Annotated in this window: 26 protein-coding genes; 10 read left to right on the top strand and 16 right to left on the bottom strand. The window is 36.5% G+C overall.

Going from position 1 to position 22,505, the window contains the following annotated elements; translation table 11 throughout:
- Positions 1 to 10 precede the first annotated feature (10 nt).
- Positions 11 to 520 (bottom strand): YwhD family protein, encoded by a 510-nt coding sequence (locus ACUN0F_RS06050; RefSeq protein WP_000136686.1) that lies wholly within the window; start codon positions 518 to 520, stop codon positions 11 to 13.
- 25 nt (positions 521 to 545) lie between these two features.
- Entirely contained in the window at positions 546 to 1,220 is a 675-nt protein-coding gene (locus ACUN0F_RS06045) for a site-2 protease family protein (RefSeq protein ID WP_000372469.1), read from the bottom strand.
- Between the two features lie 112 nt (positions 1,221 to 1,332).
- Between ACUN0F_RS06045 and ACUN0F_RS06040 the strand changes: the two genes are divergently transcribed.
- On the top strand, positions 1,333 to 1,518 hold the full coding sequence (locus ACUN0F_RS06040) for a 2-hydroxymuconate tautomerase (RefSeq protein ID WP_001147171.1): 186 nt from the start codon (positions 1,333 to 1,335) through the stop codon (positions 1,516 to 1,518).
- Positions 1,519 to 1,557: 39 nt separating this feature from the next.
- Here the strand turns inward: ACUN0F_RS06040 and ACUN0F_RS06035 are convergent, their stop codons facing one another.
- From ACUN0F_RS06035 to ACUN0F_RS06010, 6 genes are all read right to left on the bottom strand, one after another.
- Positions 1,558 to 2,862 (bottom strand): HD domain-containing protein, encoded by a 1,305-nt coding sequence (locus ACUN0F_RS06035; protein WP_000262747.1) that lies wholly within the window; start codon positions 2,860 to 2,862, stop codon positions 1,558 to 1,560.
- A 146-nt stretch (positions 2,863 to 3,008) separates the two neighbouring features.
- Entirely contained in the window at positions 3,009 to 3,953 is a 945-nt protein-coding gene (locus tag ACUN0F_RS06030; protein WP_264461389.1) for an ABC transporter substrate-binding protein, read from the bottom strand.
- A 190-nt stretch (positions 3,954 to 4,143) separates the two neighbouring features.
- Positions 4,144 to 4,956: an ABC transporter ATP-binding protein gene (locus tag ACUN0F_RS06025; protein WP_000212066.1), complete on the bottom strand. Its 813-nt coding sequence runs from the start codon at positions 4,954 to 4,956 to the stop codon at positions 4,144 to 4,146.
- Between the two features lie 15 nt (positions 4,957 to 4,971).
- Positions 4,972 to 5,988 (bottom strand): FecCD family ABC transporter permease, encoded by a 1,017-nt coding sequence (locus tag ACUN0F_RS06020; RefSeq protein ID WP_001260774.1) that lies wholly within the window; start codon positions 5,986 to 5,988, stop codon positions 4,972 to 4,974.
- A complete protein-coding gene (locus ACUN0F_RS06015) occupies positions 5,985 to 7,040 on the bottom strand; it encodes a FecCD family ABC transporter permease (RefSeq protein WP_445539248.1) in 1,056 nt (351 codons plus the stop codon). Before ACUN0F_RS06015 ends, ACUN0F_RS06020 begins: the two co-directional genes overlap by 4 nt.
- A gap of 303 nt (positions 7,041 to 7,343) precedes the next feature.
- Positions 7,344 to 7,568: a DUF1450 domain-containing protein gene (locus ACUN0F_RS06010; protein WP_000526075.1), complete on the bottom strand. Its 225-nt coding sequence runs from the start codon at positions 7,566 to 7,568 to the stop codon at positions 7,344 to 7,346.
- Positions 7,569 to 7,854: 286 nt separating this feature from the next.
- Here ACUN0F_RS06010 and ACUN0F_RS06005 point away from each other — a divergent pair, with 286 nt between their 5' ends.
- Positions 7,855 to 8,547 (top strand): RsfA family transcriptional regulator, encoded by a 693-nt coding sequence (locus ACUN0F_RS06005; RefSeq protein ID WP_000868353.1) that lies wholly within the window; start codon positions 7,855 to 7,857, stop codon positions 8,545 to 8,547.
- Between the two features lie 128 nt (positions 8,548 to 8,675).
- On the top strand, positions 8,676 to 9,521 hold the full coding sequence (locus ACUN0F_RS06000) for a lipoate--protein ligase family protein (RefSeq protein WP_000071958.1): 846 nt from the start codon (positions 8,676 to 8,678) through the stop codon (positions 9,519 to 9,521).
- Positions 9,522 to 9,569: 48 nt separating this feature from the next.
- Here the strand turns inward: ACUN0F_RS06000 and pta are convergent, their stop codons facing one another.
- A complete protein-coding gene (gene pta / locus ACUN0F_RS05995; protein ID WP_000067226.1) occupies positions 9,570 to 10,541 on the bottom strand; it encodes a phosphate acetyltransferase in 972 nt (323 codons plus the stop codon).
- A gap of 280 nt (positions 10,542 to 10,821) precedes the next feature.
- Here pta and hemQ point away from each other — a divergent pair, with 280 nt between their 5' ends.
- The 4 genes from hemQ to gerQ all read left to right on the top strand — a co-directional run bounded on the left by hemQ (position 10,822) and on the right by gerQ (position 14,246).
- Positions 10,822 to 11,565, top strand: coding sequence for a hydrogen peroxide-dependent heme synthase (gene hemQ, locus ACUN0F_RS05990; RefSeq protein WP_001287602.1), 744 nt, complete (start codon positions 10,822 to 10,824; stop codon positions 11,563 to 11,565).
- A gap of 355 nt (positions 11,566 to 11,920) precedes the next feature.
- Complete coding sequence (locus ACUN0F_RS05985) at positions 11,921 to 13,192, top strand: serine hydrolase (protein WP_327972667.1); 1,272 nt, start codon at positions 11,921 to 11,923, stop codon at positions 13,190 to 13,192.
- A 175-nt stretch (positions 13,193 to 13,367) separates the two neighbouring features.
- The gene (cwlJ, locus tag ACUN0F_RS05980) at positions 13,368 to 13,790 is read left to right on the top strand and encodes a cell wall hydrolase CwlJ (protein WP_000538163.1); all 423 of its coding nucleotides are present in this window, start codon (positions 13,368 to 13,370) and stop codon (positions 13,788 to 13,790) included.
- Positions 13,791 to 13,817: 27 nt separating this feature from the next.
- Entirely contained in the window at positions 13,818 to 14,246 is a 429-nt protein-coding gene (gerQ, locus tag ACUN0F_RS05975) for a spore coat protein GerQ (protein WP_048560446.1), read from the top strand.
- A 31-nt stretch (positions 14,247 to 14,277) separates the two neighbouring features.
- Here gerQ and ACUN0F_RS05970 read toward each other — a convergent pair whose 3' ends face one another.
- The 3 genes from ACUN0F_RS05970 to ACUN0F_RS05960 form a co-directional block, all read right to left on the bottom strand.
- On the bottom strand, positions 14,278 to 14,646 hold the full coding sequence (locus tag ACUN0F_RS05970; RefSeq protein WP_000688322.1) for a DUF423 domain-containing protein: 369 nt from the start codon (positions 14,644 to 14,646) through the stop codon (positions 14,278 to 14,280).
- Between the two features lie 65 nt (positions 14,647 to 14,711).
- A complete protein-coding gene (locus ACUN0F_RS05965) occupies positions 14,712 to 14,999 on the bottom strand; it encodes a YwdI family protein (RefSeq protein WP_001167358.1) in 288 nt (95 codons plus the stop codon).
- Positions 15,000 to 15,005: 6 nt separating this feature from the next.
- Positions 15,006 to 15,998 (bottom strand): potassium channel family protein, encoded by a 993-nt coding sequence (locus ACUN0F_RS05960; protein ID WP_264461391.1) that lies wholly within the window; start codon positions 15,996 to 15,998, stop codon positions 15,006 to 15,008.
- A 95-nt stretch (positions 15,999 to 16,093) separates the two neighbouring features.
- Here ACUN0F_RS05960 and ACUN0F_RS05955 point away from each other — a divergent pair, with 95 nt between their 5' ends.
- The 3 genes from ACUN0F_RS05955 (at position 16,094) to ACUN0F_RS05945 (ending at position 18,983) form a co-directional block, all read left to right on the top strand.
- Positions 16,094 to 17,377: a purine/pyrimidine permease gene (locus ACUN0F_RS05955; protein ID WP_046955487.1), complete on the top strand. Its 1,284-nt coding sequence runs from the start codon at positions 16,094 to 16,096 to the stop codon at positions 17,375 to 17,377.
- Between the two features lie 281 nt (positions 17,378 to 17,658).
- A complete protein-coding gene (locus tag ACUN0F_RS05950; protein ID WP_000221375.1) occupies positions 17,659 to 18,480 on the top strand; it encodes a Cof-type HAD-IIB family hydrolase in 822 nt (273 codons plus the stop codon).
- A 209-nt stretch (positions 18,481 to 18,689) separates the two neighbouring features.
- Positions 18,690 to 18,983 (top strand): DUF3817 domain-containing protein, encoded by a 294-nt coding sequence (locus ACUN0F_RS05945; RefSeq protein WP_000953389.1) that lies wholly within the window; start codon positions 18,690 to 18,692, stop codon positions 18,981 to 18,983.
- Positions 18,984 to 19,024: 41 nt separating this feature from the next.
- On the opposite strand, the gene ACUN0F_RS05940 is transcribed toward ACUN0F_RS05945, so the two are convergent.
- The 4 genes from ACUN0F_RS05940 to ACUN0F_RS05925 are packed head-to-tail and all read right to left on the bottom strand — an operon-like array spanning position 19,025 to position 22,502.
- On the bottom strand, positions 19,025 to 19,702 hold the full coding sequence (locus ACUN0F_RS05940; protein WP_088123806.1) for a uracil-DNA glycosylase: 678 nt from the start codon (positions 19,700 to 19,702) through the stop codon (positions 19,025 to 19,027).
- Between the two features lie 19 nt (positions 19,703 to 19,721).
- Positions 19,722 to 20,714, bottom strand: a complete 993-nt coding sequence (locus ACUN0F_RS05935) for an ABC transporter permease (RefSeq protein ID WP_445539247.1) — start codon at positions 20,712 to 20,714, stop codon at positions 19,722 to 19,724.
- Positions 20,707 to 21,624, bottom strand: coding sequence for an ABC transporter ATP-binding protein (locus tag ACUN0F_RS05930; protein WP_264461395.1), 918 nt, complete (start codon positions 21,622 to 21,624; stop codon positions 20,707 to 20,709). The genes ACUN0F_RS05935 and ACUN0F_RS05930 overlap by 8 nt, the downstream gene beginning before the upstream one ends.
- Positions 21,621 to 22,502, bottom strand: a complete 882-nt coding sequence (locus ACUN0F_RS05925; protein ID WP_445539246.1) for an SGNH/GDSL hydrolase family protein — start codon at positions 22,500 to 22,502, stop codon at positions 21,621 to 21,623. The genes ACUN0F_RS05930 and ACUN0F_RS05925 overlap by 4 nt, the downstream gene beginning before the upstream one ends.
- Between the last annotated feature and the right edge of the window lie 3 nt (positions 22,503 to 22,505).

Genomic DNA, 22,505 nt, shown 5'->3' with positions numbered 1-22,505 from the left:
CAGCTATTTTTTATTCACTTAATAATGCACGGCGCAATTCTTCACTAGATTCGTTCCAAATCGCTTCATTATGTTCTTTCAAGAACGTACCAAGTACTTTTTTAGATGATTCATCCATATGGTCAACCATAATGTGACGCTTCATTGATTTATCCATTTTGTTTACGTGCTCTGGAAGTGATTTATATCCGCGGCGAATTTCACGGTCAACTGTCATTTCACAAGCTGTTACACCTGCATAATAAGCTCCTGTCGCCGTTCTTTCAACCGTTACCCACACAAGCCAAAATGGTTTTCCGTTTGGAACTTCATCTTTATTTGTTAAAAACTTAATACCTTTTTCGACTGTACTACGCGCATGCATCGCACCGATATCAACAAATGCTGTTTTCTCTAGTACATCGACAAATACAGGTGAAATGTTTTCTAGACTTAATGCTCCAACACCAAAACCACCATGTCCATCTGTTGAATCATTTTTCACGATATTAAAACCGATTTTTTTCTTTTTCTCTGTCATATGTAAACTCCTCCTCACTTAATGATTATAAAAGGCCAAAAATAGGCGCAATGATACTGTCTAAAAATACAAATACATATGGAATGACAACATTAAAAATAGGTTGAATTGTATAATTGCTAAGCGGTGTAATAACAAGAATTAATAACGCTATTGCTCCATACTTTTCATACTGTGTCATTTTCGCACGAATATTTGTTGGTGCTAGATCTTCCACAACTCGATACCCATCAAGTGGCGGAATTGGCAATAAGTTAAATACAAGTAATACGATATTAAGCATAATAAAAATTCGGAAGAATTGAGCCAATGTATCCGCTACTGCAAATGGAATTGAGTCTAATACACCAAATGTTAATAGGCTATACCAAATGATTAAACCAATTGCACTTAAAATTAAGTTACTAATTGGGCCTGCAATTGAAACTAATATACCTGCAAGACGCGGCCTTTTAAAGTTATATGGGTTAACAGGAACAGGTCTTGCCCAACCAAACCCAAGAATTAATACAGCGATCATCCCAATAGGATCTAAGTGCGCCATCGGTGATAATGTTAAACGGCCTTGCTTCTTTGCTGTATCGTCTCCAAATTTATATGCAACATATGCATGCGCAAATTCATGCACTGATAACGCAATAATAATGGCCATTGCTACCAACGGAATTTGTTGCAATGGGTATCTAAATAACTGATCCATGATTCATCTCCTCTTCAATATGTCAAAAAAAGAAATTATTTGTTTTTTCGATTGTTCTTCCCCATAATCCGCTATAATAAGAGTGTAACTTACATAAAAGGAGCGATTATATATGCCATACGTAACAGTGAAAATGCTAGAAGGACGCACAGAGGAACAAAAGAAAGCTCTTGCTGAGAAAGTAACAGCAGCAGTAAGCGAAACAACTGGTGCTCCTGAAGAAAACATCGTTGTTTTCATCGAAGAAATGTCTAAAAACCATTATGCAGTTGGCGGAAAACGCTTAAGCGACAAATAATTTCAAGTTCTTTCATAAGAAGCAGCCCTTAGCTGCTTCTTATTTTTTTCCTTCTAGTAACTCGATGATTCTCTCTTTATATTTTCCTTTTCTTCCATCTTCATAGATTAAATCATGCGGATAGAATAATTTTTGATCCCTTCTCTTCTTACCAGTAATCGCCTCAACGATATCCGATTCACGTGAAAGCTCTCTAAGCTCTCCATTTGGCATAAGAAGTAAGATTGGCAGACGCTCTTCTTCTTCGCCAGCACGGTAAAAGTCATACGGTAAGTCTGATGTTGAATCAACTACTAAATAGTATTCTGGATCAAGTCCAATCTTTTTAAATAAGCTACTTAATTCCATCCAATTATCTAAACCGTGCTTATCTGTAAACTCTACGTATTTAAATAGGTTTCGATTCATAAAACGGCGGCATAAGTCACTTAAAATTGGATCTTCTTCGTCTTGCCATACTTGGAAGTAATAATACATAACGTTCTCGTCTAACTTTAAATAATCCTCTACTGTTACTTCTTCTTCAAATAAAGAATAGAAATGAACCGGATGATTTTTAAATGTATAATACTTCTCGTGCAATGATTTTGCACGGTGTAAAATCTTCGTTAAAATAACTTCGGCACTGCGCGTTACCGGATGGAAATATACTTGCCAATACATTTGATAACGACTCATAATATAATGCTCAACAGCATGCATACCACTATTTTTAATGACTACTTGATTCCCATATGGACGCATGACACGTAGTATACGTTCCATATCAAAGTTTCCATACTTTACGCCAGTGAAATACGCATCTCTTAATAAGTAGTCCATACGATCTGCATCAATTTGACTGGAAATCATGCTAATCGCTAATTTATTCGTAGATGTTTTGGCGATTACATCGGCTACCTTTTGCGGAAAGTCTTTATCCACACGACTTAATATGCGATTAATTTCCGTATCTCCAACGATAATCTTTTGCGTAAATTTCTCATGATCTAATGAAAATACTTTTTCAAACGAGTGAGAAAATGGGCCGTGACCGACATCATGAAGTAATGACGCACATAAACATAACAATCTATCTTCAGCATTCCAGTTCGGTCTGCCATCAAACACATCATCAATCATACGACGAATAATTTCATATACACCTAACGAATGAGTAAAGCGACTATGCTCTGCACCGTGAAATGTAAAAAATGTCGTTCCAAGCTGCTTAATACGGCGCAAGCGTTGAAATTCTTTCGTTCCGATTAAATCCCAAATAACACGATCGCGTACGTGCACATATTTATGTACCGGGTCTTTAAACACTTTTGTTTCGCTGAGTTTGTCGTTTAAATATACCACCTTCCGACATCCCCCTTTCTTTACTGCATTCTTACTATATATTATAAACGAAATAGGAAACAGAAAGAAATGAAAGACTATATTAATTGCCCTTATATAAAGAAAAAATCACTTTTACCGAAGTAAAAGTGATTTCTGTTTATACATTATTTCCCTAAAACGAATTCAGCAACTTCATCTAAGATCATTTCTTTACCTAGAGGGAAGTAACCTTTGTTTACGTCTTCGTTTTTAATTGTAAATACGTGGTTGTTTTTAACAGCGTTCATGTTTTTCCAAATTGATTCTTCTTGGAATTCTTTTAGACGTTGAGAACCGTCACCAGTTGTAAATACGAATAAGTAATCCGGGTTGTAATCGATTAAAGCTTCTTTTTGTACTTGTACTAGTGGTTTATCCGTTGGTGTACCTTTAACTGCTGGTAATTTTAAATCATTAAAGATTACGCTACCGTAACCGTAGTCACCGTATATGCGGAAAGCATTTGGATATGCAGCCATTTTCATAAATTTAGCATCGCCAGTTTTCGCAACGATTTTATCATGTAATTTGCTTGCTTTTTCATCATACTGTTTGAACCATTCTTTCGTTTCTTTCTCTTTACCGAAGATTTGACCTACTTCTTCGAATTTTGGACGCCATTGATCTAATGGAGTTTTTAACATAACTGTTGGTGCAATTTTAGATAATTGATCATAAATCTTTTCTTGACGATTGTTTACAAGAATTAAGTCTGGTTTTGCAGCAGCTACTGCTTCGATGTTAATTTTATCGCCCCAAGCAGAACCAACTGGTTTTACGTCTTTTAATTTCTTTTCAATATGTGTATCAATTTTTTCTTGAGATGTATTAGCAGTAATAATTGGTTTCATACCAAAAATTAATAATTCTTCTGTTGAACCACTAAGGTCAGCAATTTTCTTTGGATTTGCAGGGATTTTAATTTCCCCTTTTGCATGTTGTACAGTGCGCTCTTCAGTCTTCGCATCCTTCGCATCTGCTTTCTTCTCTTCTTTGTTAGAACAAGCTGCAAATAGTACAGAAGTAACGACTAGTACCATTGCTAATAACACCATTTTAAAATTCTTCATGTTCCCACTCCTTCTAGCTGTATTTCTCTTATAGGTTACAATGAACTATAAGAAACAAGATTAACAATTAATAAATATATATTGATTAATTGTTACTTATGCCCCGTTCTAACGGGTGTTCAACTTCCTATTTACTAATAAGAAGCTCAACGTCCATTAGAAGCACCCCTCTTTACGAGGGGGATTCTACTTATGCTTTTTTACGCAATTGATTACTAATCATCGCTAAATCATATGTTAAACAAATTGGTTTACAGTTTACTGGACACGGAACGATTTGAGCTTCAATCTCAAATACACTGCGAAGTGTTTCACTCGTCATCACTTCGTCTGGCGTTCCTTGTTTCATTAACTTACCTGCTTTTAATGCAATCATATGATCTGAGAAACGAGAAGCATGGTTTAAGTCATGGATAACCATAACAATCGTTCTACCTTCTTCTTCGTTTAACTTTTTCAATAAATTTAATACTTCTAATTGATGCGCCATATCTAAGTACGTTGTCGGTTCATCTAATACGAGTAATTCTGTTCCTTGTGCAAGGGCCATCGCAATCCATACACGTTGACGTTGCCCGCCTGATAACGCCTCTGCTGAACGATTTGCAAATTCTGTCATTCCCGTCACTTCAAGTGCCCAATGAATGTAACGATAATCCTCTTCTTTCAACGTTCCAAATCCTTTTTGATGAGGAAAACGTCCATATGAAACAAGTTCAAACACAGTAAGGCCAGTTGGCACTTCTGCAGTCTGTGGTAAAATCGCCATTTTCTTTGCGATTTCTTTCGTTGGTTGTTTCTCGATTGCTTTTCCGTCAAGATAAACAGTACCTTTTTTCGCCTTCAAAATACGAGAAGCCGTTTTTAATAATGTGGACTTCCCACAACCATTTGGTCCAATAATTGTTGTAATTTTCCCTTCCGGAATTTCAACTGTTAATCCATCAATAATTAACCCTTCATTATAGCCAACAGATACCGCATCAACTGCTAAAGTTGCCATACAAAAAGCCTCCCTTTATTTTGTCCTCATAAGTAAATATATGAAATATGGTGCACCAATTACAGAAATAACAAGACCGACCGGTATTTCTGAAGTTGTTAACACACTTCTTGAAATTACGTCTGCGAATAAGAGTAAAAACGTCCCTATTAGTGCAGCGGTAGGCAGCATAATTTGATGTTTACCACCAACAAGGCGCCTCGCTAAATGCGGAGCCATTAAACCGATAAAACCAATTCCTCCGGCAACAGCGACAGATGCACCAGCTAAGCAAACTGCAATAAATAATAATTTACGTCTTTCTTTTTCTACATTTAGACCAAGGCCAACAGCTGTGGAGTCACCTAGATTCATTACATTTAATATGTGTGCCTTACTAATAGCAAGTGGCAAGAAAATAACCATCCATGGAAGTACACTTAGCACGAACTTCCAATCTGTGCCCCATAGACTTCCTGCTAACCAAATCGTAGCAAAGCGGAAATCGTTAGATGTCATCTTCATAGAAAAAATTAAACTAACAGCACCAAACCCGGCTGCAACAGCGATACCAACTAGTATTAATCTCGTTGATGAAACGCCGTCTTTCCATGCTAGTAAATAAATAATAACCGCCGCTAATATTGCACCAACTAACGCGAAGAATGGAAGGATAAATACAGATAAAAATGTACCAGTCCCAACTTTTCCGAAGAAAAAGTAGACGAATATAACAACTGTTAATCCCGCTCCAGCGTTAATACCGATAATACCTGGATCAGCAAGTGGATTTCGTGATAACCCTTGCAAAATCGCACCTGACATCGCTAAAGCGGATCCGACTAATATAGCAATGACCATACGCGGCATACGGAATTCAAATAAAATAACAGACTGATCTTCAGCCCCAAGTCCAACCAATGACTTTAATACGTCCATTGGGGGTATTTTAAATGTCCCTGTATTTAAACTTACTAAAAATACAGTAACGATTAATCCTACTAAGATTGTTAAAACAGAAACGTTCTTTTTTGTTAAGACACTTGTCCTCACATTTTCCCTCTCCCTTCGTTACGTGCTAAGTAGAGGAAGAATGGAACCCCAATTAGCGCTGTAATTGCTCCAATTGGCGTTTCAAACGGCGGATTAATAACGCGAGATAACATATCTGCACATTCAATTAATAGCCCACCTAAGACCGCAGAACATGGAATAACCCATCTATAGTCTGAGCCTACAAGGAAACGAGTCATGTGCGGGATTACAAGACCAACAAATCCAACCGATCCTGCCATAGAAACCGCAGAACCTGTTAACACAAGAACAAGTACTGTTCCGATAAATTTAATTAATGTCGTATTTTGACCAAGTCCAATCGCAATTTCTTCACCGAAGCTTAAAATTGTAATATACCTCGACATCATAATTGCAATAAAGAGACAAACAAGGCCAATTGGTACTAACATATTAATACTTTCCCATTTCACTCCCGCAACTCCGCCTGCATTCCACATACTCACCTCTTGGGCAAGGTTGAAATATAGCGCAATTCCAGATGAAATGGCCCCTAATAAAGCACTAATTGCTGCACCCGCTAAAGCTAACTTCACAGGTGTTAATCCACCTGGTGAAGAAGACCCAATTCCATATACAATGCTCGCTCCAAACGCAGCCCCAATAAAAGATGCGATAACGAATATTAAATAAGGTGAATTAGGGAAGAATGCATACATAATTGCAATTCCAAATACAGCTCCATCTGTAATTCCCATTAACGATGGTGAAGCAAGTGGATTTCGCGTCATACCTTGCATAATTGCCCCTGATACCGCTAAAAAGGCACCTGCAACTACGCCCCCTATTGCTCTAGGCATGCGAAGTTCTTGAATTACGTTATGATACGTAATAGAACCGTCAAACTGAAACATAGCTTGCCATACAGTCTTTAAACTAATATCTGCAGCACCAAACGAAATAGAAACTGCCATGCTTAAAGCTAACAAAACTGTACCTGCTACTAAAATAATAGAAGCAACGAGCGGTCTGCTCTTAATCTCTTTAACATTCACATCTTGCTGTTCTATACTCCTTGCGCTCGCTTCCATACCTCAACCATCCTAACCAACAACATATATTTAATGAAATGAAATTTATTCTCAAATAGTAATAAAAAAATTAGGTTAATTGACCTTTTCTTGATAATGATTCTCAGAATCAGACACTTTCTATTCTACCTATCGCTTCAAAAGACTGTCAACCATTATTTTGAAATATAAATTTATATTTGAATGAATAGATGATGCTCCTCCTTCATTGAATGTTAATCTACTCAATTGTATTTTCGTAGAATAACTCATTCCTCGTATGGGCATAAAAAAAGAAGAGTAATCTGTTCACTCTTCTTTTTCTTACTTATTTAACTTTGCTTCAATTTTTACAATTAATTCATCTTCTGTTGGAGCCGCGACTGGACGATTATTTACAAATGCGAATGATTTTTTACGACCAGGACCACAGTAAGACTGACATGCAACTTCAATCGTTGCACATGAATCTACTTTTTTTAACTTTGGAATCAACGTTTTAACGTTCGTTGCCTGACAATCATCGCACACACGAAATTCGTTTCCCATTATATATAACACTTCCTCTATTTTAAACTTTTCACAAGTACATTTAAAAATAAACACTAAATGGTATTTTACCGCTCTTTGAAGCTCGTTGCAAGTGTCCTTACAACGCTCTTTCTTCATATAATGTTACATATTTATATGCTCTTCTTCATAAGCTCTCATCATTCATAGCAAAATTTATACCTTTCATCGAAATCTACCATATTTTTAAAAGCTTTGTATAAAAGCTCATTTTTTTGCCCATTATAAAAATAGGAAGTTCATAAAAAGAAAGGGAGTTGAATCTATGAAAGTAAGACAAGATGCTTGGACGGATGAGGATGATTTATTACTTGCTGAAACTGTACTTCGTCACGTTCGAGAAGGAAGTACTCAATTAAATGCATTTGAAGAAGTGGGTGATCAATTAAATCGTACATCGGCTGCCTGTGGTTTCCGTTGGAATGCTGTTGTTCGCTATAGCTATGAACAAGCTCTTCAACTAGCAAAAAAACATCGTAAAGATAAAATGCGTGCTGCAAGCGGTGAACAAGCGAAAAAACGTTTACTTTATACACCACCAGCTTCAGATTCGATAACTGACTATGAAGAATTCGTACAAGAGGAATCAATTGTGCAATATAAAGAAGCTATTCCATATCAAGAACCTACTGTTCCTGCTGCAAAAGGCTCTATGACAATGCAAGATGTTATTTATTTTTTACAAACGGTCGGATCTTCAAATATAAAAGTGACAGCTCTTGAAAACGAGAATACGAGATTGAAACAAGAAATTAAATCACAAATCCTTCGAAATGAAGAACTAGAAAAGAAACTAGAAAAATTAGAAAAACAATCTCATACTGTACAAGAAGATTACGAAACACTTATGAATATTATGAACCGTGCTCGTAAGCTGGCAGTCATGGATGACGAAGAACGTTCTCAAACATCTTTCCGAATGGATCGAAACGGTAATTTAGAAAAAATTGCAGAATAAAAAGGATGCATTGTATGCATCCTTTTTATTATTTCACCTTTAAACTTTCCCTTTATATATGAAAAAACCAGTTTCTACATTTTTTGCTATAATAGAGATTGTCATTTTAAAGATAAGGGGTTAGTTATATGAGCAATTCCCGTTCCATTTTATCTCAGCCAGAGTGGCGTATTGTAGATCAGTCTAGTTTGGGACCAACATTCCATGCATTGCAGTCATTCGCAATGGATGACACACTGTGCACAAGCATTGGAAATGGTCAATCAGCTGCAACAATGCGTTCTTGGGTTCATCACAATACAATTGTTCTTGGCATTCAAGATTCACGCCTACCACACTTGGAAGAAGGTATTTCCTTTTTACAAGAAAACAACTTCAATGTTATCGTTCGTAATTCCGGTGGACTTGCAGTCGTACTTGATGAAGGTGTTTTAAACATATCACTTTTATTCCAAGAGACAGAAAAAGGTATCGATATTGATCTTGGATACGATACAATGTGGCATTTAATTAAGGAAATGTTAAACGATTACGATGTTACAATCGAGGCAAAAGAAATTGTTGGCTCTTACTGTCCTGGTAGCTATGACTTAAGTATTCGCAATCAAAAATTTGCTGGCATTTCACAGCGACGTATTCGCGGCGGTGTCGCTGTCCAAATTTATCTTTGTGCTACAGGAAGTGGCTCTGAGCGTGCCGCACTCGTTCGTGATTTCTACAACCTAGCCATTCAAGGAGAAGAAACACGCTTTACGTATCCTGAAATTGTACCGAGTACGATGGCTTCACTTTCAGAATTACTTGGCGAAACCATTACAGTACAAGATTTAATGATGCGCCTTTTAAAAACACTGCAGCAATTCGCTCCAAAGTTAACACCATCTCAATTAACAATAGATGAAATACCTTTATATGAGACGAATTTACAACGTATTATTGATCGTAACAATAAAGCACTTGGCTTAGAAAAATAAAGACCGTCGCTATAATAGCGACGGTCTTTATTTCGATTCATTATAGAATTAAAGTGCTTGAGCTGCTGTAATTAAAGCTAACTTGTACACTTCTTCTTCGTTACATCCGCGAGATAAATCATTTACAGGCATATTTAAACCTTGTAAGATTGGTCCTACTGCTTCGAAGTTACCTAAACGTTGAGCGATTTTGTAGCCAATATTACCAGCTTCTAAGCTTGGGAATACGAATACGTTAGCATCACCTTTAATTGTAGAACCTGGAGCTTTTTTCTCGGCTACAGATGGTACGAATGCAGCATCGAATTGGAATTCTCCATCTAAAGTTAATTCCGGAGCCATTTCTTTTGCAATACGAGTTGCTTCTACAACTTTTTCTGTTTCTGGAGATTTCGCAGAACCTTTTGTAGAGAAGCTTAACATAGCAACGCGTGGATCAATACCGAATAGTTCAGCAGTTTTCGCACTCTCGATACCAATTTCAGCTAAATCTTGGCTGTTTGGTGCAATGTTAATTGCACAATCAGCGAATACATATTTCTCTTCTTCACGTACCATGATGAATACGCCAGAAGTTTTTGTAACGCCTGGTTTTGTTTTAATGATTTGAAGTGCTGGACGAACTGTATCAGCTGTAGAGTGAGCTGCACCACTTACTAAACCGTGTGCTTTGCCCATGTATACAAGCATTGTACCGAAGTAGTTTTCGTCTTTAAGGATTTTGCGAGCGTCTTCTTCAGTTGCTTTACCTTTACGGCGTTCAACGAAAGATGCTACCATTGCATCCATTTCTTCGTATGTAGCTGGGTCATAAATATCAACGCCTGCTAATGTTAAATTCATGCTAGCAGCTTTTGCGCTAATTTCTTCTTTATTACCAACTAAAATTGGTTGTACTAACTCTTCTTTTGCTAAACGCTCTGCAGCGCCTAAAATTCTTTCATCAGTTCCTTCAGGAAGTACGATAGAAATGCCTTTTCCTTGAACTTTTTCTTTTACTGTTGTAAATAAGTTGCTCACGAATAAACCCTCCTACTTATGTTAAAAAAACTCTATCTTTAAGAATACTGCTTTTCCTCTATATTTTAAACTTATAGCTCCCAAAAAATAGATAAAATAAAAATGATTATATTTTCATAAAATTCAGCATAGAAATAAATCCGCTTTAACCCTTATTTCTTCCTATTTTTAAGTAAATTTAAATGTGACAAATTTATGCGCCAAGGCTTTATATAGATGATTTTAAAACTATATATGCTATAGTTAACGTGTAAAACTATCATTAACTGAGGTGAATAGAATGAGTGAAGCAACAACAACGTTAGATGGCTGGTATTGTTTACATGATTTACGTTCTATTGATTGGGCTGCATGGAAAACATTATCTAGCGACGAACGCGGACAAGCTGTGTCTGAATTTTTAAATGTCGTTGAAAAATGGAACGAAGTATCTACCGCGAAAAAAGGTAGTCATGCAATGTATACTGTTGTTGGCCAAAAAGCTGATATTATGCTTATGATTTTACGTCCAACAATGGAAGAGTTAAATGAAATTGAGACAGAATTGAATAAAACAACATTAGCTGAATATATGGTTCCTGCATACTCTTACGTATCTGTTGTTGAACTAAGCAACTACCTTCCAGCTGATGAAGATCCATATCAAAACCCACAAATCTTAGCTCGCTTATATCCAGAACTACCAAAAGCAAATCACATTTGCTTCTACCCAATGGATAAGCGTCGCCAAGGTGATGACAACTGGTACATGCTTCCTATGGAAGAACGTAAAAAAATGATGTACAGTCATAGTAAAATTGGTCGCCAGTACGCAGGTAAAGTACGCCAAGTTATTTCAGGATCAGTTGGATTCGACGATTTTGAGTGGGGCGTAACATTATTCGCTGACGATGTTCTTCAATTTAAAAAACTTATATATGAAATGCGCTTCGATGAAGTAAGTGCTCGTTATGGTGAATTCGGAACATTTTTCGTTGGAAACATTTTACCAGACGAAAAGGTAGAGAAATTTTTACACATATAAAGTGAAACTTTAATCAGTGGGGGTTTTGTTCATCCCCACTAATTATTAGCCTTCACCAATCGGGCTTTTACGAGCAGTTGATCGCCCATCTAACTTCTTTGCTTTCGCTTAATTTTTAGGTGGGATCTTACTGCCCGGCAAATAGCGGGGCAAATCGTAAAAAAGGAACGAATTTCGTTCCTTTTTTTATTACCCTCTATATTTCTCCTCAAAAAACTTCTTTTCTCTGCAAATTTGAACAAAAATCGACAAATTCTTTTCAATTTCCTTACAAAATTGTAACCTTTCTATATCCAAATTTATGCTAAAATGGTACGGGCTACATGCTAATAACGATGCGAAGGTGATAATCTATATGAAGAAAATCTTATCTATTTTACTAGCGCTTTTATTGTCAATTTCTTCCTTAGGAGTAACAACATCCCATGCGGAAGAAAAAATACACATTGAGGCGGCAGCTGCACTTTTATTTGATGCAGATACAGGAAAAATACTGCATGAACAAAATCCAGATGAATTACTAGCTATTGCTAGTATGTCAAAATTAATTGTTGTTTATGCCGTATTAGAAGCAATTAAAGAAGGAAAAATCACTTGGGATACAAAGGTAAACATTTCTGATTATGCTTATGAAGTTTCACGTAATAATGAATTCTCTAACGTTCCGTTTGAAAAGGGACGTCAATATACTGTAAGAGAATTATATCATTCTATCGTTATCTTCTCTGCAAACGGATCTAGTATTGCCTTAGCAGAACTTCTTGCAGGAAGTGAGAAAAACTTCTTAAATCTTGCAAATGAACATGCAAAAAAACTAGGGTTAAAGAAATATAAATTTGTAAACGCTACTGGGTTAAATAACGCTGACTTAAAAGGAAAACACCCTGAGGGAACGGATCCGAATGGAGAAAATTCCATGTCAGCTCGCGATATGGGTATGCTTTCAAAAGCAATGATTACAAAGTATCCAGAAATGCTAGAGGATACAAAACAAAGATTTAGAAACTTCCCAGATAATCATCCGAAACCAATTCGTATGGAAAACTGGAACTGGATGTTACCAGGTGCTGCTTTCTCTTATGAAGGAACAGATGGTTTAAAAACTGGTAGTTCTGATACCGCTGGATATGGATTCACTATTACTGCTAAACGTGGTGATGTACGTCTTATTTCAGTTATTATTAAAACAAAATCAATGGACGAGCGCTTCACAGAATCTCGTGAATTAATCGAATACGGGTTTAATAACTTCGAAAAACAAAAGCTAAAAGTTGATAAAAATAATACAATCTCTGTAGTAAAAGGTAAAGAAGATCAAGTAACTGTTGTACCGGAAAAAGAAATAACAGTAATCGCGAAAAAAGGTAGCAAAGATCCTTATAAAATTGGGACTGAAGTAGATAAATCTCTTGCTGAAGATGGACATTTAGTTGCTCCTATTAAGAAAGATGCCAAAGTAGGCTCAATTACTTTAGAATCAACTGATAAATATGGTTTCTTAGACGGTAGTAAAAGTATGAAAGTTACTGCAAAAACGACAGAAGAAGTTGAAAAGGCAAATTGGTTCGTATTAACAATGCGCTCTATCGGAGATTTCTTCTCAAACTTATGGTCTAAAGTATTTTAATGATGGAAAGCTAGCTCACGCTAGCTTTTTTTATTTTCCTCTCTCCATGTAAAACTTCGTTTGGTTGTCATATCTGAGTCCTTTTTCTCATACGTATGAACTAGTAATCGTTACACACTTCATCTAGAAATAAACCTCTTTCCACAAGGTATTCCAAAAAGAGAGGTGACACATAATGGGTGTTATTGCTTATAACGAAGAAGATGTAAAGTTATTAGCTAGACTGATGCGTGCTGAAGCCGAAGGAGAAGGACAACAAGGAATGTTAATGGTCGGAAACGTAGGGGTAAATCGTGTCCGCGGAAATTGTTTAGATTTTAAAAAAATACGTAATTTACGTCAAATGGTTTATCAAAATCCTGGCGGTTTTGAGGCAACGCAAAAAGGGTATTTTTATCAACGTGCAAGAGAACAAGATATCGCATTAGCAAGGCGAACGATTCAAGGACAACGTTTTTGGCCCGCCAACTTTTCCTTATGGTTTTTTAGACCAGAAGGCCCTTGTCCGCCAACTTGGTATAATCAACAAAACTCTGGTCGCTTCAAAAAGCACTGCTTCTTCCAGCCATCTGGCGAGGATTGTCCTGGCGTATATTAAGGATTGATAACGAGGAGGGATTTTTGAATGGCACAGCAACAAAACCCGTATTACGGAACAGGTTTTTATCAACCATCTGGAACTTATGTACAACCGCAACAAATGACCCCACAGCAACAGCAACAACAGCAAGCGATGCAACAACAAGCTGCGCAAGCTCAATATGCCGTTTCTCAAGGCATGTTACCATTAGAACAGTCGTATATTGAAAATATTCTTCGCTTGAACAAAGGCAAGCAAGCCACCGTAGTAATGACTTATGAGCGTGGTAGTTCACTCGGTACACAATCTTATACAGGTATTATTGAGGCAGCTGGACGTGATCACATCGTTATTAGTGAACCGCAATCGGGGAAACGTTTTTTACTACTAATGATTTACTTAGATTATGTAGAATTCCCAGAAGAAATTATGTATTTACCTAGTCAACAAGCAACTTATGCTCCAAGACCATAAAAAAAGCTGGCATATGCCAGCTTTTGTTTTTTTATAAGCCTTTTACAACTGCAGTTCCGACTAAGATCCATGCCACGATAAACGCTACACCACCAAGAGGTGTAATTGGGCCAAAGAACTTAATACCTGTCGTACTTAATGCATACAAACTACCTGAAAACATAATAATCCCAGCTACCATAAGCCAGCCAGCAGTAGTTAAAAGTGATGATTGAATTTTATCCATTAATAAAGCAACTACGAATAGTCCACCTGCATGAAACATTTGATATGTAACGCCTGTTTTCCAAACTTCTAACATTTTTGCAGAAACTTTATTTTCTAAACCGTGTGCTCCAAAAGCCCCTAGCGCAACAGATAGCCCTGCCGCAATACAACCTAGTAAAAAGAAAATTTTCATCTTAATTCCCCTTTTTTTACCTTTATCATAAGCAATTTTTTCATATAAGCCAAACGATTTATCTTCTAAAAATCAAATAAAGAATTACCGTTTGCGCCTTCTTCTTTTATATACACAGGTTCTCCAGAAACCGGCATAACTGGTTGAACTGTCGTCATAGGCTGAGATCCAATTACTTGTGATGGAATCTCAGGTTCTCTATACATAGAAGGCTCAGCTTGTTCATCTAATAATAAATCACATAACGCTCGCACAACTAATAAATGCGCTTTTGATTGTTGCCCTTCACTGCTTTTTGCCTTTGCAATTTCATTCGCCATTTTATTTAAAATCTTATCGCTCGATATTTGCATTCCTTGTCACCTCTTACTTTGTAGTTCTTTCTCAAATTGTCCTAGCTTCTCTACTGAACCAAACACTATTATCATATCATGTTCTTGTAGTTTTTCCTGCCCCGTTGGATTATGTATAACATCCCCATTTCTCAAAATCGCTAAAATTGTTACATCAAATTGATTTCTCACATCACTCTCTAGTAACGATTTACTAGCTAAAATAGAACCCTTGCCGACTGCAATTTCTTCAATTATAAATGACTGTTCCATGCCATATAGTACTGTATCAATATAATGAACTGTTAGCGGATTCGCAATACCTTTTGCAATATGAATTCCTGCCATGCTAGATGGATTAATCACCTTATTTGCCCCAGCACGCTTTAATTTGTCTTCGGTTTCTGGTTTTTCCGCCCTTGCCACAATTTTAATTGCATCGTTTAGCCCTCTTGCCGTTAATGTAATAAATACATTTTCAGCATCATTTGCTACGATAGCAACTAAACCAGCTGCCTTTGAAATTCCAGCATGATGTAAAACTTGGTCTTCCGTTGCATCTCCGTGTACAAATAAAAGCTTTTCCTGTTCCAATATACTCTCATCTTTATCAACAACGACAAATGGGATTTTCTTTTCTTGCAATTCATGTACAACTTGAAGCCCCACTCTACCGCAACCACATACGATAATATGATTTTGTAACTGTGCTATTTGTTTATCCATCTTCTTCCTCCGTACTGCATGAAATAAATTCCCTTCAATAATCATAGCTGCCACTACACCAATTGCATACGTAACAATACCGACACCAACAGGTATAATAAGGAGTGCAAATACTTTCCCCGCTTGCGTTACAGGAACGGCATCTCCGTATCCAACAGTCAATACAGTAATCATCGTCATCCAAAATGCTTGAAACAAACTAATCTCTTCAATCATCATAAATCCTAGCGTTCCTAGAATTACAACAAAAGTCATACATATAACTGCTATCCATAATTGCTTACGTGCATTCATATTGCGCTTCAACTCTTTTCTCTATCTACAATCTTTGCCAGTGGAAATGAAATACATATATACTAGATACGGAATCTATGAAAGAGGTTGATATAATGAAAACATTTCTTTCCGCCTTACAATGGGCACTATTTATTTTAGCTGGAAGCCTTATTGTACCAATTAGCGTCGCAACTAATTATGGTCTCGATGGCGCTGAAGCTATTGCATTCGTACAAAGAACATTATTTGTTCTTGGCTTTGCTGGCCTACTGCAAGCTATATTTGGGCATAAACTTCCTATTCAAGAAGGTCCTGCTGGACTTTGGTGGGGTATTTTCTCCCTTTATGCAAGTTTAGGTGTCGTATTATTTGGATCCAGCAATGAAACGCTTAAAGTCCTTCAGTACGCTTTCCTATTAAGTGGTATCATTTGTATTATTCTTAGTGTTTTTGGACTCATCGATAAACTAGTCCGCTATTTTACACCGACAGTCATTGGAACATATTTATTTCTTCTTGTCGCGCAACTTAGCGGGTCCTTCTTAAAGGGAATGTTCGGCCTTGACGGGCAACATACAGAAGTACAAGCTGACGTATTTATTCTTTCACTCATTGTTATTTTACTATCCTTTTTCATCATGAAGCTACCTATTATTGGACAATATTCCGTTCTTTTCAGTATCGTCTGCGGCTGGATATTATTCGCATGCTTCGGATTATCTAATCCAGTAACGCCTGTGACAGATATAATCCGTTTTCCGTCTCTATTTGTTTTCGGAATGCCTCGCATTGAATGGAACATGGCAATTACGGTAGTTTTCGTTACACTATTACTTCTAACAAATATGTTAGCAAGTATTCGCGTTGTGCAAAGGATTGTCTCTAAGTATGAAAAGAATGCAGCACCAGATCGTTTCAAACAAGCCGGTATTATAACAGGAATAAATCAATTGCTAGGAGGCCTTTTTTCAGCTATTGGACCTGTCGCGATTTCTGGATCAGCAGGCTTTATTGCAACGACTAATATTTATAAACGACTCCCATTTATGTTAGGGTCAAGCTTTATTATTTTCGTTAGTATATTCCCAAAGATTACTTCATTCTTTGCGGCGATACCTGTCGCAGTCGGATATGCTGCCATTTACCCTGTATTTGCAAGCATGATTGGTCTTGCCTTTCGCGAATACGAAACAGTACAGGATAAAGAACGATTATTTAAAGTAGCGGGTCTTTCGATCTTTACAGGAGTCGGAGTTATGTTTGTTCCAGCAGGAGCATTTTCTACACTCCCGCCGTTTCTAGCATCGTTTTTAAGTAACGGTCTTGTTCTCGGATCTGTAATGGCAATTTTGCTCGAAATACTATTTTCTCGTTCTACAGAAAAACAACCATCGTAAATTGGAAAACTTCCATTATTGCACTCTATCTTTAGAGTTGTTACGATAATGATAAAGTGCAACTTTGATCAATGAGAGCCACTCATCTTTACTAATGATTAGCTCTCATCGATCGGGCATTAGCAGTATAAATTATCATGGGCAACGTGCTCGTGATAATTTATACTAAAAATACAGAACTTCTCCTAGCTTCACATAAAGAAGTTCGATGTCTTACTATATATTCCCCAATATCTTCATAAAACTTTATTTCTATTTCAACAAAGAGAGGAATTTTCAATATGACTTATAAAATGATTGTTTTAGACTTAGATGATACTTTATTACGTGACGACCATACCATTTCACCTCGTACGAAAGAGGCTCTAATGACTGCACAAGAGCAAGGTGTAAAAGTTGTACTTGCTTCTGGACGTCCAACGTTTGGTATGCGCAATGTAGCGAAAGAACTTCGTTTAGAAGAATACGGTAGTTTCATTCTATCTTTTAATGGCGCAAAAATTATTAACTGTAAAACAAACGAAGAAATCTTTAGTAGTACGCTATCTCCTGAAATCGTTCACAACCTATTTGAAATTAGTAAAAATGAAGATGTATGGATTCATACTTACATTGGCGATGATATCGTAACGGAAGAAAATAATCCTTATACTGAAATTGAGGGCGATATTACTGGTATGCCAATTGTTGTAGTAGATGACTTTAAAGCTGCTGTTAAAGAGCCTGTAGTAAAAGTATTAATGAATAAAGAAGCTGAACGCCTTGTTGTAGTAGAAAAGAAACTACAAAAACAATTAGAAGGCCAATTAAGCGTTATGCGTTCGAAACCATTCTTCTTAGAATTTACTGAAGCTGGTGTTACAAAAGGAACGAGCTTAAACCAATTAATTCAAAAGCTAGGCATTAAGCGTGAAGAAGTTATCGCAATGGGCGATAGCTATAACGACCAGGCAATGATCGAATTCGCTGGTCTTGGTGTTGCAATGGGCAATGCACCAGATGATATTAAAGAAATTGCAAACTACGTAACAGATACAAATATGAACGATGGTGTTGCAAAAGTTGTAGAGAAATTTGTATTAAAAAGAGAAGCGCTCGTTTAATATTTTCACCCATAAAACCTATTTGAAGTCAAACACTTCAAATAGGTTTTTATTTAAATTCTCATGTTTTTGTGACTATATTTTGAACTTTGCACTATTCTCGTAGTGTAAACTTTCTTTTTGTATATAATGAAACAAAATAGACTATTTTATTTTGAAAAAGAATACAAATTTACTATAAACAAGCATACGTTAAAGGAGGCTACTTTATGTTATCTACACCAATCGGACGATTAAGAGCAATCGGCTTAATTGAGGGGATTTCTTTCCTATTACTATTATTTGTAGCAATGCCATTAAAATATTTTGCAGGATTTGCAACAGCCGTTAAAATTACAGGTATGGCTCATGGTGTTTTATTTATTCTATTTATCTTTGCGGTAATTCAAGTAACAATCGTACACCGCAAATCAATTGCATGGGCACTTGGGGCATTTGTTTCATCAGTTATCCCATTCGGTACTTTTGTACTAGATGCAAAATTAAAGAACGAGCAACAATAATAACAAAAAGGTAGTTAACGACTGTTAACTACCTTTTTTATTTACAAATTTGGAATTTCCCAATCAATTTCTCTTTCGCCCATATTAGCTAAAATCGTATTTACTTTAGAGTATGGCTTACTACCAAAGAAACCACGTCTTGCCGATAATGGGCTTGGGTGTACAGATTCGATAATATGATGATTCGGATTCGTAATTAACTTCTTCTTCGCCTGCGCATGGCGCCCCCACAATATGAAAATAACTGGCTTTTCACGTTCATTCAACAGTTCAATCACACGATCTGTGAAGTGTTCCCATCCTTTTCCCTTATGAGAATTTGCTTCACTTTGACGAACTGTTAATACTGTATTTAGTAGTAATACTCCTTGCTCTGCCCACTTTACTAAATAACCGTTATTCGGAATTTCATAACCATATTCCTCTCGAAGTTCTTTATACATATTTAACAATGATGGTGGTGTTTTAACACCAGGTTGTACAGAAAAACTTAAACCATGCGCTTGATTCGGTCCATGATATGGATCTTGTCCTAAAATAACGACCTTTGTATTTTCATAACTTGTATACTGAAGAGCGTTAAAAATATCTTCTACCTTCGGATAAACAACATGTGTACTATACTCTTCTTTCAAAAAATCAGCCAACTTGCGATAATATTCTTTCTCAAATTCTGGTGCCAATAATGGTCCCCAATCATTTTTTAAAACATTTTCCATACTTTCACTTCCTGTTCAATTAATTCACCATATCCTGCTTTGTAAATACTACAAATGAAATAATAAGAGATACAACTCCCCAAACAGTTAAATTCATTAAAGAAAATCCCATGGACAAACCTTGTAATGCAGGTAATTTCCCTGATAAATAATCCGTTAATGATAAATTCACACTAAAAATATATTTCGCACCTTCCCAAGATGTTGCGAATGAGCTTAAAATACCACCTGCAATTAATGCGGCTAGCATAATGCCCATACCAGCTGGTGTATTTCGAATTAAAACAGAAACCATAAATGATATAGTTCCGACAACGATAGCAACAAACCAAGCTAATCCGTACGCCATCAAGATATATTGCCACTGCGGAATAAGATGTACAAAATTCGTATTTAACGTTTCCTTATCGATAACAAACCCAGTTAAAACGGGTAAATTCCATCCTGAGTATCCAAATACAAGCCCCGATAATACGTAAGCAAACAAACCGACAAGAAGCAGTATGAGTGAAATGAAAAATAACATCGTCACGTACTTACTAAGGAGTATTTTCCAGCGCCGGATCGGCCGTGTAAGTAACATCTTCATCGTTCCATCACTTCGTTCTCCTGAAACAATATCAATAGCGACAATCATTACGAGAAGCGGAATAAACAATGTAATTCCTTGCTCAATAAACGCCCTTACAAAAGTAGGTGCGCCCGGTGCCATCGGGTTAATATCATGATCTAAATAATATTGTTGTTGCTCCACTCTTACCTTTAACCAATCACGCCATTCTTCTGGCAACCTAGAGTTATTTAACCGATTCTGAGAATCGACAATTTGTTGTTGCAGCGAAACTTTCCAATCCGTTGTCCCGAGTCGTTTTTGTGTCGTTTCTATTTCACGATACTGTGCATATACGAAAAGTGGAATTAAGATTGCTAAAATAAGCATGACAACAACAATCCGTTTCTTACGATAAATCTTTTCTGATTCGTTTAAAACTAGATTCGCAAATTCACGCATGTTGCTCACCCCTTGTGAGTTCAATAAATAAATCTTCTAGCGTAAATACGAGCTCCTTAACGCTATGCACATCTATCCCATTTTGAACAAAATGTTTATTCCAACTGCTTATAGATGCAATATCCATGCGGCATAGTAATCGATCGCCTTCTATACTCACTTCTCTTACTTCCTCAGCATCTTCTAGCATATCTTTCGCTTTAAAAATCGGTGTAACAATCCATTCTACACGATCACTTGCTGTTTTAATTAACTCTTCAACCTTGGCAACTGTTATCATTTTTCCTTTATGAATAATCGCAACCCGATCGCATATCATTTGTACTTCACTTAGCAAGTGACTTGAAATAAACACACTCATGTTTTCTTCTTTTACAAGCTTATGTATAAATTCCCTAAGTTCTCTAATTCCAGCTGGGTCTAAACCATTTGTTGGCTCATCTAATATGAGCAATTTTGGATTTCCAAGAAGCGCTTGCGCAATGCCAAGGCGCTGTTTCATACCGAGTGAGTATGTTTTTACCTTATCGTGAATTCTTTCATCTAAATGAACCATTTGAGCAATTTCAATAATACGTTCATCTGATATATCACCTAGCATACGGGCAAATTGTTTTAAATTTTCCCATCCCGTTAAATATGTATACAGTTCTGGGTTTTCAACGATACTCCCAATTTGACGCATCGCTTCTCTGAAATTTTCCTTAATAGAATAACCACCGATAGAAATTGTACCTTCTGTTTCTTTAATCAATCCAACTAACATTCGAATGGTAGTTGTTTTTCCGGCGCCATTCGGTCCTAGGAAGCCAAACACTTCTCCTTGTTTTACATCGAAGGAAATATTCTCTACAATAGTCTTCTTTCCAATTACCTTCTTCACGTCTCGTACAGAAAGTATCGTCGTCATTTTCCCCCTCCTTGTTCTAGTTTTAATTTACTCGCAACATTTTGAACTAATCGGTCTGCCATATATGTATACCCTACTTCATTCGGATGGAAATGATCGGAGTATAATAAATCTTTCCCGCGGTTTTGGAATAAATCAAATGTCGGTGTAATATACACATTTTTATTATTTATCGCTAACTTTTCTAAAGACGCATTCCAGTCTACAACAATGTTTGAAGAACCTTTTAAATCTTCTACATCTTCAAAAGGATTATATAAACCTAGCCAAAAAATAGGACTATCTGTATTTAACTTACGAATTTCTTCTATAATTTTCTTTGCTTCATTTTGGAATGTTTCTGTATCAGGACGGTATGTTTCTAAATCTACCTTTCCAAGCGATTCCCAACCTGGAAATAAATCATTCCCTCCAATCGTTAAAACGATTACATCTGCTTGCTTAATTGAATATTGAGCGCCACTACTCTCCATTTGTTTTAATAAGTCAGGCATTTTCGCACCACTAACAGCTAAGTTCGTTAAAGCAACCTTTTGCTTATAATCTTTTTGTAAATCTTCTTTCACCCTTCCAATATAGCCAATTCCTTCGTTATCACCAACACCGCGTGTTAATGAATCACCTAAACTAACGATTTTTAACGTTCCCGTTTTCTTTTTCTCTTTTGCCACTACATCGGTCTTTTTAATTAAATTTGAAGCTTTCGGATTTAACACATCATTTACACCTGAAACAAAGCCATATGCAAATAAACAGAAAGATGCAATTGTAATGAGTAGAATTACTTTTACTACTTTTGATCTCATATCAAAACCCCTTTTAGCCCTCATAGATTGTCCATAATTATACCAAACGCAATTTTGAAAAGCGATTTTCAAACC

This window comes from Bacillus sp. 1A (assembly GCF_052682215.1).
This window is presented reverse-complemented; position numbering and strand designations above follow the sequence as displayed.

Excerpts from the sequence above, each read along its gene's own strand:
- ACUN0F_RS06050 (WP_000136686.1), bottom strand. The coding sequence starts at position 520 with ATGACAGAGAAAAAGAAAAAAATCGGTTTTAATATCGTGAAAAATGAT.
- ACUN0F_RS06045 (WP_000372469.1), bottom strand. The coding sequence starts at position 1,220 with ATGGATCAGTTATTTAGATACCCATTGCAACAAATTCCGTTGGTAGCA.
- ACUN0F_RS06040 (WP_001147171.1), top strand. The coding sequence starts at position 1,333 with ATGCCATACGTAACAGTGAAAATGCTAGAAGGACGCACAGAGGAACAA.
- ACUN0F_RS06030 (WP_264461389.1), bottom strand. The coding sequence starts at position 3,953 with ATGAAGAATTTTAAAATGGTGTTATTAGCAATGGTACTAGTCGTTACT.
- ACUN0F_RS06025 (WP_000212066.1), bottom strand. The coding sequence starts at position 4,956 with ATGGCAACTTTAGCAGTTGATGCGGTATCTGTTGGCTATAATGAAGGG.
- ACUN0F_RS06015 (WP_445539248.1), bottom strand. The coding sequence starts at position 7,040 with ATGGAAGCGAGCGCAAGGAGTATAGAACAGCAAGATGTGAATGTTAAA.
- ACUN0F_RS06010 (WP_000526075.1), bottom strand. The coding sequence starts at position 7,568 with ATGGGAAACGAATTTCGTGTGTGCGATGATTGTCAGGCAACGAACGTT.
- ACUN0F_RS06005 (WP_000868353.1), top strand. The coding sequence starts at position 7,855 with ATGAAAGTAAGACAAGATGCTTGGACGGATGAGGATGATTTATTACTT.
- ACUN0F_RS06000 (WP_000071958.1), top strand. The coding sequence starts at position 8,676 with ATGAGCAATTCCCGTTCCATTTTATCTCAGCCAGAGTGGCGTATTGTA.
- hemQ (WP_001287602.1), top strand. The coding sequence starts at position 10,822 with ATGAGTGAAGCAACAACAACGTTAGATGGCTGGTATTGTTTACATGAT.
- ACUN0F_RS05985 (WP_327972667.1), top strand. The coding sequence starts at position 11,921 with ATGAAGAAAATCTTATCTATTTTACTAGCGCTTTTATTGTCAATTTCT.
- cwlJ (WP_000538163.1), top strand. The coding sequence starts at position 13,368 with ATGGGTGTTATTGCTTATAACGAAGAAGATGTAAAGTTATTAGCTAGA.
- gerQ (WP_048560446.1), top strand. The coding sequence starts at position 13,818 with ATGGCACAGCAACAAAACCCGTATTACGGAACAGGTTTTTATCAACCA.
- ACUN0F_RS05970 (WP_000688322.1), bottom strand. The coding sequence starts at position 14,646 with ATGAAAATTTTCTTTTTACTAGGTTGTATTGCGGCAGGGCTATCTGTT.
- ACUN0F_RS05965 (WP_001167358.1), bottom strand. The coding sequence starts at position 14,999 with ATGCAAATATCGAGCGATAAGATTTTAAATAAAATGGCGAATGAAATT.
- ACUN0F_RS05960 (WP_264461391.1), bottom strand. The coding sequence starts at position 15,998 with ATGAATGCACGTAAGCAATTATGGATAGCAGTTATATGTATGACTTTT.
- ACUN0F_RS05955 (WP_046955487.1), top strand. The coding sequence starts at position 16,094 with ATGAAAACATTTCTTTCCGCCTTACAATGGGCACTATTTATTTTAGCT.
- ACUN0F_RS05950 (WP_000221375.1), top strand. The coding sequence starts at position 17,659 with ATGACTTATAAAATGATTGTTTTAGACTTAGATGATACTTTATTACGT.
- ACUN0F_RS05945 (WP_000953389.1), top strand. The coding sequence starts at position 18,690 with ATGTTATCTACACCAATCGGACGATTAAGAGCAATCGGCTTAATTGAG.
- ACUN0F_RS05940 (WP_088123806.1), bottom strand. The coding sequence starts at position 19,702 with ATGGAAAATGTTTTAAAAAATGATTGGGGACCATTATTGGCACCAGAA.
- ACUN0F_RS05935 (WP_445539247.1), bottom strand. The coding sequence starts at position 20,714 with ATGCGTGAATTTGCGAATCTAGTTTTAAACGAATCAGAAAAGATTTAT.
- ACUN0F_RS05930 (WP_264461395.1), bottom strand. The coding sequence starts at position 21,624 with ATGACGACGATACTTTCTGTACGAGACGTGAAGAAGGTAATTGGAAAG.